Annotated in this window: 11 protein-coding genes, 1 pseudogene and 1 riboswitch; of the genes and pseudogenes, 7 read left to right on the top strand and 5 right to left on the bottom strand. The window is 39.3% G+C overall.

From position 1 onward, the window contains the following. Positions 1-102: 102 nt before the first annotated feature. From ACE01T_RS15385 to ACE01T_RS15365, 5 genes and pseudogenes are all read right to left on the bottom strand, one after another. A pseudogene (locus ACE01T_RS15385) lies at positions 103-411 on the bottom strand (FAD-dependent oxidoreductase); the annotation flags it as partial. Between the two features lie 148 nt (positions 412-559). After that, a riboswitch (glycine riboswitch) is annotated at positions 560-649 on the bottom strand. A gap of 175 nt (positions 650-824) precedes the next feature. Continuing rightward, complete coding sequence (locus ACE01T_RS15380) at positions 825-1,370, bottom strand: GNAT family N-acetyltransferase (protein ID WP_180043962.1); 546 nt, start codon at positions 1,368-1,370, stop codon at positions 825-827. Between the two features lie 153 nt (positions 1,371-1,523). Next, entirely contained in the window at positions 1,524-2,618 is a 1,095-nt protein-coding gene (aroC, locus tag ACE01T_RS15375; RefSeq protein ID WP_180043960.1) for a chorismate synthase, read from the bottom strand. A gap of 12 nt (positions 2,619-2,630) precedes the next feature. Next, a complete protein-coding gene (gene prmB, locus ACE01T_RS15370; protein ID WP_092819696.1) occupies positions 2,631-3,641 on the bottom strand; it encodes a 50S ribosomal protein L3 N(5)-glutamine methyltransferase in 1,011 nt (336 codons plus the stop codon). A 103-nt stretch (positions 3,642-3,744) separates the two neighbouring features. Then, positions 3,745-4,110 carry a lysozyme inhibitor LprI family protein gene (locus ACE01T_RS15365; protein ID WP_180043958.1) on the bottom strand — a complete coding sequence of 122 codons (366 nt, stop codon included), beginning with the start codon at positions 4,108-4,110 and terminating at the stop codon, positions 3,745-3,747. 201 nt (positions 4,111-4,311) lie between these two features. On the opposite strand from ACE01T_RS15365, the gene ACE01T_RS15360 reads away from it, so the two are divergent. The 7 genes from ACE01T_RS15360 to ACE01T_RS15330 form a co-directional block, all read left to right on the top strand. Further along, positions 4,312-4,617, top strand: a complete 306-nt coding sequence (locus ACE01T_RS15360) for a hypothetical protein (protein WP_180043956.1) — start codon at positions 4,312-4,314, stop codon at positions 4,615-4,617. A gap of 200 nt (positions 4,618-4,817) precedes the next feature. Beyond that, complete coding sequence (locus tag ACE01T_RS15355) at positions 4,818-6,191, top strand: ABC1 kinase family protein (protein ID WP_180043954.1); 1,374 nt, start codon at positions 4,818-4,820, stop codon at positions 6,189-6,191. Positions 6,192-6,426: 235 nt separating this feature from the next. Further along, the gene (locus ACE01T_RS15350) at positions 6,427-7,713 is read left to right on the top strand and encodes an acyl-CoA dehydrogenase family protein (RefSeq protein ID WP_180043979.1); all 1,287 of its coding nucleotides are present in this window, start codon (positions 6,427-6,429) and stop codon (positions 7,711-7,713) included. Positions 7,714-7,737: 24 nt separating this feature from the next. Further along, positions 7,738-8,937, top strand: a complete 1,200-nt coding sequence (locus ACE01T_RS15345; protein WP_180081639.1) for an acyl-CoA dehydrogenase family protein — start codon at positions 7,738-7,740, stop codon at positions 8,935-8,937. 102 nt (positions 8,938-9,039) lie between these two features. Further along, positions 9,040-9,525 (top strand): GNAT family N-acetyltransferase, encoded by a 486-nt coding sequence (locus ACE01T_RS15340; RefSeq protein WP_180043951.1) that lies wholly within the window; start codon positions 9,040-9,042, stop codon positions 9,523-9,525. Between the two features lie 378 nt (positions 9,526-9,903). Beyond that, entirely contained in the window at positions 9,904-10,446 is a 543-nt protein-coding gene (locus ACE01T_RS15335) for a type 1 glutamine amidotransferase domain-containing protein (RefSeq protein ID WP_180043949.1), read from the top strand. 154 nt (positions 10,447-10,600) lie between these two features. Further along, the coding region (locus ACE01T_RS15330) for an IS701 family transposase (RefSeq protein WP_395519617.1) at positions 10,601-11,212 on the top strand (612 nt) is incomplete at its 3' end.

Below are 11,212 nucleotides of genomic sequence, written 5' to 3'. Positions count from 1 at the left end.
ATTGGTTTTGGAAAAAAAGAAGAATTTAAGAAAGTGCTAGCAATTTTAAGAAAGAAAAAGCCTGATAGGACAAGGATCCTATGAAATTTGTCGTGTACAGAGATTGGTTTCATAATGTTTAATATTACCTAGAAACTCCATTAACCAGCCATATTTATGCAGATCAAAAGATGGGTTGAGTAATAATGGTGCATTTTTATTGGACATCCACTTAATACCTTTCAGTACGGTGGCTTTTTGATTCCAGACCTCTGCATTACAGGCAGAAAGTTGTCCGCCATTGGCAAATGAAGTTTCCATGGCAGGATACAAATGCTTATCCAAAACCGTGACTTTATAGCCTAAATTGGCGAGCTCGTAGGCAGTAGTAACACCCGTAATACCTGATCCAATCACAACAATATGACACATAGCACACTCCTTGGAAATGTAGATCTACATTTCTATGCGCCCCATCTGTCATGGTTACCTGAGAGCTTCGATCACATCGTTATAATCAATAACGCCGACCATCCCCTTCGGTGAGCATATATTTTTCTATGCTTCTCTCCAGATTTTTAAAATTATTACAGTCCTTTTGCCTGAGAGTTTCCGGGGTCGTTGCTCCTTCGGCGTGTTCACAGAAGAACATCTCTCCTGCAATAATTATTTATATTAATATGAGCAATTTTTATACCATGTGCGAGCACTAAATTCATTTATTTGTTAAGCACTGTTATCACACTATGAATAGACATATTTTTCAAATACTTGAAATTCAAACCAGTTTAGTTAAATGATATAGCTTAGGCTATTATTTTAAGGTTATGTACTTTTTTGAGTGCTTAACTTATACCTCTCAGCACTGACTTTGACATCTGTTGTAATTGCAAATCAATCAACGGTTGTCCTACATTGGCATGAATGGGATAAGGTTCAGTATACTGCGTTTTAGCATAACCACACCGTGCATAATATTGAATCAGCTCTTTTCTGCTATCCAGCACCCACATTTCATAATGACTTAATGTAGGAAAGTGTTCTACTGCCATTTTCTCAGCATATTTTAAAACATGTTTGCCAATACCCTGATTTTGCCAAGCTGAAGCTACACAAAAAGTGCCTATTTCCACACTATTCTGCTGAAAAGTTAAGCCGATACATGCCACTAAATGCATTTGCCCATCTTCTATAACTTCAGCTATATACAGATAAAAATTCTCTTGTGCCAAGGTTTGCTTTAGCTGCTGGGCATTAATCCGGTCTCCAGCAATAATATGCTGCTCACTGGTCCAGCTAGAACCTGTATTGGTACGATAGGCCTGATTGATCAACGCAACAAGAACTTCAACATCATTGGCATTTGCCAGTCTATATTTTAATGCTTTCATTGTTTTCTAAAAATTTCTGTTTCATAGAAATTACCACAAATAATAGATAAAAAATCAGGCAATAAAAAAACCAGACTTGATGTCTGGTTTTTTTATTGAATCATAAAAAGCAGATCACTTACTGCATTCGGGCAAAGCAGTGTACTTTACTCTTCACTTAGGCTCAATCGGAGTAAACGGCGCAACTACATCGGCATTCTGGGCACGATGACGCATGAAGTGATCCATGAGTACAATGGCAAACATCGCTTCAGCAATCGGAGTTGCACGCACGCCTACACACGGGTCATGACGGCCTTTGGTCAATACATCGGTATCTTCACGATCGATATTAATGGTTTTACCCGGAGTGGTAATACTTGCAGTTGGTTTCAGCGCAATTGCAACACGAATGGTTTGACCACTTGAGATTCCACCCAGAATGCCGCCAGCATGATTTGCCAAAAAGCCAGCTGTGGTCAATTCATCACGTGATTCATGACCAAACTGTTCAGCAACCGCAAAACCATCACCAATTTCAACGCCTTTAACAGCATTAATAGACATCATGGCATGCGCAATATCTGCATCCAGACGGTCAAATACCGGCTCACCCCAACCCACAGGCACATTCTCGGCAAGAATTTCCAGCTTCGCACCGCAGCTGGTACCTTGTTCACGTAATGAAGTCACTAAAGCTTCAAAACGTGGTACGGCATCCACATCACCACAGAAGAATGGATTATTTGGAACTTCATTCCAATCCAGTTTTTCAGCTTTTTCAGTACCAATCTGGGTCACGTGACCACGGATTTCAATACCGAATTTTTCAAACAGGAATTTCTTGGCAATGGCACCCGCAGCCACACGCATAGCCGTTTCACGCGCGCTTGAGCGACCACCACCACGATAGTCACGGAAACCATACTTTTGCGTGTAGGTGTAATCCGCATGACCTGGGCGGAATGTTTGCGCAATATTGCCATAATCTTTCGATTTCTGGTCGGTATTGCGAATCAGTAAACCAATCGATGTACCTGTGGTTTTACCTTCAAAGACACCGGAAATGATTTCGACTTCATCCGGTTCTTTACGCTGGGTTGCGAATTTAGAAGTCCCCGGTTTACGGCGGTCTAAATCTTTTTGTAAATCTGCTTCAGTCAGTTCGATCCCTGGTGGTACCCCATCGACAATCGCCATCAGGCCAACGCCATGAGATTCACCGCAAGTCGTTACACGGAACAGTTGTCCAATACTATTACCTGCCATGTTGACAACTCCTTATGCTTGAACAGATTGTACAAATAAATCACGGTATTTACGGCACTGCTCTGCTGTCAAAGCAAAAATGCCTGAACCACCATTCTGGAAAGTGAGCCAATGGAAATCTACAGTATTAAAGTTCTGTTTCATCGCCCATTCAGAGTTGCCCACTTCAATGACAATCAAGCCATCTTCAGTCAGGTAATCCGCTGCTTGTGCCAGCATTTTACGCACCAGATCCAGACCATCCTGACCTGCTGCAAGTGCAAGCTCAGGTTCATGCAAGAATTCTGCAGGTAAATCCGCCATATCTTCCGCATCCACATACGGAGGATTAGATACGATTAAATCATATTGATTCTCAGCAGGAATTTTTGCAAATAAGTCGGATTCCATCAATGCAACCTGATATTGCATGTTGTGATGTTCAGCGTTAATAGAAGCCACTTCTAAAGCTTCTTTAGAAATGTCCGTTGCATCCACTTCAGATTCCGGGAATGCATAAGCCAGAGCGATTGCAATACAGCCTGAACCGGTACACATGTCTAAAATACGACGCGGAGTTTGTGGCTGATCATTTTCCGGAAGATTGTTTAAAGCTTCACGCATCTGGCCATGTTCATCCAGGCAGTAAGGTGCAAAGCGCTGATTAATCAATTCAGCAATTGGAGAACGTGGAATCAGTACACGTTCATCGACATAAAACGGTTTGCCACAGAAATAAGCCAGATTTAATAAATAAGAGGTTGGCACTTTCTCGTTAATGCGGCGTTCCAGCAAGCTGATAAATTCTGCTTTTTCACTTGGCAGCAATTTCGCATCTAAAATTTCCGGGTTGGCATTCCAGTCCAATGCCAGTGTTTGCAGAACCAAAGCCGAACTTTCAGCAAAAAAATCTTCTGTACCTTGACCTAAGTGTGCATCGTATTGACGTAGAGCTGAAACACCAAAACGGATAAAATCGCGAATTGTGCTTAGGTTTTCAGCGGCTTCCTGTAAATGTTCAGGGCTAATAGTCAGTTGATCCACTTAAGGCATCTCCAAGGTCAATTTTTAAAACGCCTTATGATACCTTGTTTTGTGGGGTTTTATAATGTTTCGACCAGATTAAAAACAAATATCTAGGGTGAATTTATTTAGTCTGGTAATAGTAAGTACGCTCCATTATCATTTCGAGTACACACTTGGATTGTTTAACGGCCATATAGGCAGACGTTACTTTTAAATAACATTTTTGATCTACACGGTTAAGCCAAAGTTTATGCCGTTGCTCGATACTACTTTGATTAACCACATTCTTATTTATATAGCCCTTATACGCTTTATTTAAAAGTTTTTCCTGATTTTTCAGTTCTTTGTCGACACACTTTTTGACTGTTCCAATTTCACCATAAAAAGTGTTGAGACATTTATTATATTCGTCAGAATAGCCTTGAGCTAAAACTGAATTTGACCAAAAAGCAGCCAGACTCAGCATCACTGATATTGCCAATCGCATAATATTCCCCTGCCCTAAAAGACTTAATATCAAATACTATTATTGTGTTTATGCCGTGATACTACATCAATCATGTGCAAATTCCTATAACCCGATCATTTATTCCACCACTCAAAAAAAATCATTCATATTGCATATTGAATCTGGCTAAAATATCCCCATATATTTTCAATTCTTTTTCTACAAAATATTTTTATTGTTATGAGCTACAAACACAATAATTTAATGGCGATGCGTGAAAACTACTGGAATGATACCAATTCTGTACAGGTACAGAGGGAAAAAAAATTCTTTCAACAAACACTACTGGAACAGGCAATTCATAGCAGCCCATCAGAAGATGATGCCAAATATCTGTTTTTTAGTTTGCCGAGTATCGTTATTGTTAAAGGTTATGCACTAGGCTTTCAGCACGATACGGTTCAGGCCATGATTTTTAAATACATTCAAGACAATAAAAAATTGTTACAGCAAAAAGGTGATATCAAAATTCAATTTCGGATGTAAATACCAACCCAGCATTGAAGCTTGAGTCCATCTGAATAGTGATTTTAGTTAAGCACCCTATTATATTTTGATGGAAAATAAATTAAATTAAACATATTTACTCTCCATTCAGCATGTTGAACTTTTTTAATACGTGAATAAACGGTAATATCCGTTACAATTAAATATTCTGCGACTTGCTGATTAAAGGATTTTGTTTAATGTCAAATCAGAACGATAAGCTTAAACAACTTAAAACCTCTTCCATGGATCGACGCTTATCTATCGCTAAAGCATCATTACTCGCAGGAACGCGTTGGGCTGCATCAAGTGCAACCACCATATTTTCAAGCGAAGCAGAAAAAGAAAAAAAACGTAAAAAAGCCATGAAGGAACAAGCTGACTATCTAGTTTCTGAAATCGGTAAATTGAAAGGCTCGATTGTGAAAATCGGGCAAATGATGGCACTCTATGGCGAGCATTTTTTACCTGAAGAAATTACCCAAGCTTTAAATACCTTAAACAATCAGACTGTTGCACTTGCATGGCCGGCCATCAAACAACAACTGGAACAGCAACTTGGCTCTAAGCTGCATGATTTGACCATAGACCGTGAACCTTTGGGCACAGCCTCTTTAGCCCAGGTACACCGCGCCACACGCAACTCAGATGGTTTGGAAATTGTATTAAAGATTCAGTATCCGGGCGTCGCTGATGCGATTGATTCAGATATGAGCCTGTTTAGAAACATGCTCAAACTGACCCGTATGGTGCCGCAAACCCGTGAATTTGATCAGTGGTTTGATGAAGTTCGTGAAATGATGCATCGTGAAGTCAATTACAAGATTGAAGCCGCGACCACTCGCCGTTTTGCCGAACGTTTAAAAGATGATTCTCGTTATATCGTCCCACAAATTGTGGATGAATATTGTACCGACCAAGTGCTGTGCATGACTTTTGAGCGTGGAGTGCCGATCAACAGCCCGGTCATGCTCTCTCTTCCTCAAGAACGTCGTAACCAATTAGGTGAGGCCTCTCTCGAGATTGCCGTTCGTGAGATCTTTGAATGGGGAGAAATGCAGACCGATCCAAATTTTGGCAATTATCTGGTCCGCTTGGGAGATGGCGCAGAAGCTCAAGACAAGATTGTATTACTGGATTTCGGGGCCATCCGCCAGTTTGATGAACATTTGCTGAAAGTCGCCCGCAACCTGATTAAAGCCGGTTATGATCACAATATCGATGAAATGGTTCATGCCATGACTGGCTATGAATTTTTTGATTCCATTCCGCAAAGTATCAAGCCAGATATGGCTAAAGTGTTTTTATTAGCCACCGAAGCCTTTAGCAGCATTATGAATAATCCAGACTTACCTGCAGGTGTGATGGATGCCAATCAGCGCTATGACTGGAAAAAAAGCCAGCTTCATAGCCGTGTCATGCAACGTGTTTCCAAATCGATGGCGTCGCGTTATTTCAGTGTGCCACCTAAAGAGTTTATGTTTATTAGCCGTAAATTCATTGGTGCTTATACCTTCATGACCGTCATTGATGCAAAAACCAATGTACGGAAAATGGTGGCGAATTTTCTATAAGCTGTGTAAAGACTAGAATGATATCTTGTCATTCTAGTCAATTTTCATTTTTCATACCAAGTTTTACTTATAATAAAATAAATAATATTCAATAATTTAATCAAATTTAAACTGATTTTTAACCGTTTATCCAAGTCAATTTTAATTGTCAGCGATGACATAGTCATTTCGATATTCACATGTCAGCATAAAAATATAAAGAATCGAAAATCGATGGATGACAAAAATGACCAATATGGTAAATAAAGCTCAAGGACTTGGGCTATCACTCATTACTCGAATTGCGGGTAGCGATGTACTTGATCAATTCAAACTGCGTAAATTTCTGGAAAAATCTCTCTATCAAAGTTCAAAAATGGGTTTTAAAACCTTAAGCAAAACCCAAAAAGTTTTTAAAGCCAGCTCCGGTGTCAGTAAGCAACGTTTGCCCAATCAACCGAAATCACTCTTTGATTTAAGTTTGACTGAAGAACAGCAAATGAGCTGTGATGCCATGGATCAGTTTGCATCCGAAGTGCTTTATCCACTGGCAGCCCAGGCAGACAATAACGAACAATTTCCTGCAACGCTTTGGCAACATGCAACAGACTTGGGACTAAATTATTATGCTTTGCCTGAAACCTTGGGTGGAGTGACCACCGAAAAAAATATTTTAAGCAATATTTTGGTTGCAGAACATTTGGCCAAAGGTGATTTCAGCTTAACTGCCGGATTACTTTCAACCTTTAGCGTGATTAATGCCATTACACAATGGGGTTCTGAAAAAGTTCAGGCGACCTATTTGTCCAGCTTTGCAAATGATGCAGAGATACACGCCACCTTTGCCATCCAGGAAGCCACTCCTGCATTTAATCCACTGAAATTAAAAACCCAAGCCAGTTCAATCAATGGGCAATACTATATTAATGGCGAAAAAACCTTGGTGATTTTAGGTAAAACTGCAGATCTGTTTCTGGTCAATGCTGAGCTCAATGGCTCGCCAGAAGTATTTATTGTTAAACGTGATCGCAGTATTACGGCTCAAAAAAGTCCGGCTATGGGTCTAAAGGCAACCGAAACCGTTAGCTTAAAATTCCATAATACGCCTGCTGAACTGTTAAGTGATGATGACTTTGATTATCTGGCATTTTTAGATCTGGGAAACTTAATGTGGTGTGCTATGGCAGTTGGCACATGTGAAGCAGTCAAAGCTTACTGTATTCAATATGCCAATGAACGTACTGCATTTAGTGAACCTATTTCACATCGCCAAAGTATCGCCTTTATGATTGCGGATATGGCTATTGAAATTGATGCCATGCGCATGCTGATTTTAAATGCGGCCAGCCTGGCTGAAGCAGGAAACCCCTTCCATCGTGAGGCTTATCTAGCACGTCTACTTTGTGCTGAAAAATCCATGAAAATTGGTACTGATGGTGTACAAATTCTGGGTGGCCATGGCTTTACCAAAGAACATCCAGTTGAGCGTTGGTATCGTGATTTACGTGCTACTGCAATTTTGTATTCAGGCTTACATGCTTAATCTATCCAATAAGGAATGATGCAGATGAATTTACAAAATCCTAAAAAATTTAAAATGTTGATAGATCAAGCCCATGAATCAGCTTTAAATGTACTACGCCCCATTTCACGAAAATATGACAAGGCTGAACACAGCTATCCCAAGGAACTGGACATGTTCGCCTCACTCATTGGTGGCATGAATGATGGTGGCGAAGGCATCAATGCCGGTGCTGCAGTGGGCAAACGTGGCTATGCAGATTCAGGCAACAAAAATGGCGTCAATATGTCTACGGTAGTTGGCGTAATCGAAATGTGCTATGGCGATACCGGTTTATTGCTCAGCATGCCGCGTCAAGGCTTGGGGAATTCTGCCATTGCTGCTGTTGCCAATGATGAACAGCTGGAGCGCTTTAAAGGCACATGGGCGGCCATGGCCATTACGGAACCCAGCTGTGGTTCAGACTCTGCCGCTATTCGAACTACAGCGACAAAAGACGGTGACCATTACATCTTAAATGGTGAAAAAATTTTCGTAACCTCGGGTGAGCGTGCCGATGCTGTAGTAGTCTGGGCAACATTGGACAAGAAACTCGGCCGTGCTGCAATTAAATCCTTTGTCGTTCCTAAAGGAACACCTGGAATGAAAGTAGAACGTCTTGAACATAAACTGGGCATCAAAGCATCCGATACGGCTGTGATCAGCTTTATTGACTGCCGTGTACCTGCAGAAAATCTGTTGGGTCATGCTGAAATTGATGTCGCCAAAGGTTTTGCTGGCGTTATGGAAACTTTTGACAATACCCGCCCACTGGTTGCTGCTATGGCAGTAGGATGTGCCAAAGCATCTCTGGAAAGAGTTAAGGAAATTTTCAAAGATCAGTTAGATGAAAATTACCAGACTCCCTATCTACAGAGCTCGCATATTGCTGCGCAGATTTACCGCATGGAAGCAGAATGGGAAGCTGCTCGTTTACTCACCATGAAAGCAGCCTGGATGGCAGATAATAAAAAACCAAACTCACGTGAAGCCTCCATTTCCAAAGCGAAAGCTGGCCGTATCTGTAATGAAATTACTTTAAAATGTGTCGAACTTGCAGCAAGTGTGGGCTATAACGAAGAGGAATTGTTAGAAAAATGGGCACGTGACTCAAAAATTCTTGATATTTTTGAAGGTACTCAACAAATTCAGCAACTGATTATTGCTCGACGTGAGTTAGGCAAAAATTCTAGTGAATTAAAATAAATTTGTCGCTTTTTTCTACGCGTAAAACCGGACAAAAGGTGGATTTTTATTAGATATCGCGTTATAAAAATCAATCTCCTTTTATTTTATTTATTGAGTTTTATGTACCAGATCAGACCTATTCAACCCCAAGACAATGCTGAAATTGCACAGGTTATTCGTGAAGTTTCTAAAGAATTTGGCCTTGCTCCTGAATCTGGTTTTGCTGTAGCCGATCCTATTTTAGATGATTTATATACAGTTTATCAGCAATCAAATGCCCAATACTGGGTAATTGAAAATCAACAGGGTAAAATTCTGGGTGGCGGTGGCTTATCACCTTTAAAGGGTGATTCTACAATTTTAGAAATTCAGAAAATGTACTTTTTACCTGAAGTTCGAGGCTTAGGTTTCGCCAAACAACTTTTAGCAAAAGCCTTTCAGTTTACACAGCTGCATGGTTTTCAATCATGTTATCTGGAAACCACCAAGGAACTTTGGCAAGCAGTGAAACTCTATGAAAAATTAGGTTTTCAATATTTAGATCAACCTAAGGGAAACACCGGACATAGCCATGCCTGTGAAATCTGGATGGAAAAACAGCTATAATCGGTCTTATTTTATTGTTTTATATAAAAAATCATATTCATTTAACTCATCAGGGTTATTAAGATTTAATTAATATCTTGTTGTCTACTTTGACTTACACTGAAAATATTTATTAACCTCTACAGCATATTGAGTCATAAATTTATGCTAAAAGCATCAGGAAACAGGAAGTTTCCCTAATAAAAAGAATAAACGATATAAGCAGGAAGCTAAAACAGAAGTTAATCACCCCTCATAAGATAAAATAGGCATCATCTAGCTATGAGGCTTATTTTTTAGTATTTTCAAACCTTAACAAGAATAAGCTAAAAAATGTACAGCTTGATTTAGTCACTTTGCTAATGTCGAATTTTAAATAAGTGATTCAGGATCATTAACATGACTAAAAAAGCATTATTCATAACTTCCAATGTCGGTGTTGAACAAGATGAACTGATCAAACCCATTGAATTTTTACAATCTAAAGGAATTGAAGTCATTCATGCTGCAGAAGAGCAAAAAGATGTCCAAACTGTCAAGAGAGATAAAGAACATGCAATGGCTTACACTCCACAAACAACTTTGGCTAAAGTCTCTCCAGAAGATTATGATATTTTAGTCATCCCAGGAGGGACAGTAAATGCTGATACGTTACGCTTAAATGAAGATGCTCATAAAATTATTCAGCACTTTACCGATAATGCCAAACCGATTGCTGCTATTTGTCATGGACCATGGACCTTAATCAATGCACAGCGAATTAAAGATAAAAATTTAACCTCTTATAAAAGTATCCGGTTAGATTTGGAAAATGCGGGTGCCAAATGGTTAGATGAAGAAGTACATCTATGCAATACCAATAATTGGCCTTTGATCACCTCACGATGCCCAGATGATATTCCTGCATTTAATCTGGCAATTTTGCAGGAACTGGATCATTAAAAAACATTTTTTAATAAATATCTTTAAGTGAAAAGTCCCATTCAAATAATGGGACACTTAAATTATCGTTTAAATAATTTAATTATTTTTTAATTATATAGGACTTACGCATTGACGGATTCAAAAAAGTATTAAAATACTTTATAAAGTATCTGTGATCAGACGAATTAAAAATGCTTCTACAGCAACTTGTACACTACCCATTTATATGGGCTTTCTCATGACAGAACCGAACTCTATTAGCTGCACACAACTTGCCGAGACTTATAACATCTCGCATGATAGTGTAAATCGCTTTCTAGAGCGTGAAGACTACACACCTCACGACCTATATCAAGAAGCAATTCAACATATTGATAATAATAAACTTATACTCAGTATTGATGATACTGTTTTAGATAAACCGTATAGTCAGCATATGGACTTGGTTAGCTATTTTTGGTCAGGCAAACACCATCGATCCGTCAAGGGTATTAATCTCATTACCTTGTATGCGACAGATCAAAATGGTCAAAATATTCCAATTAATTTCCGAATTTATGACAAATCTGAAGGTAAAACCAAGAATGATTACTTTATGGATATGTTAAGTGAAGTACTCAGTTGGGGTGCAAAGATTCAATTCATTACAGCTGATAGTTGGTATTCATCGACTGGAAATCTAAAAACCATAAGAAAACATGGTATTCGATTTATGTTTGGTATCGACTGTAACCGTAAGGTTTCCCCAGAAAAAGGACAATGGTTTCAACTGCGTTTATTGCCG

It is taken from the genome of Acinetobacter uliginosus, assembly GCF_044130295.1.
Taxonomy (GTDB): domain Bacteria; phylum Pseudomonadota; class Gammaproteobacteria; order Pseudomonadales; family Moraxellaceae; genus Acinetobacter.
This window is presented reverse-complemented; position numbering and strand designations above follow the sequence as displayed.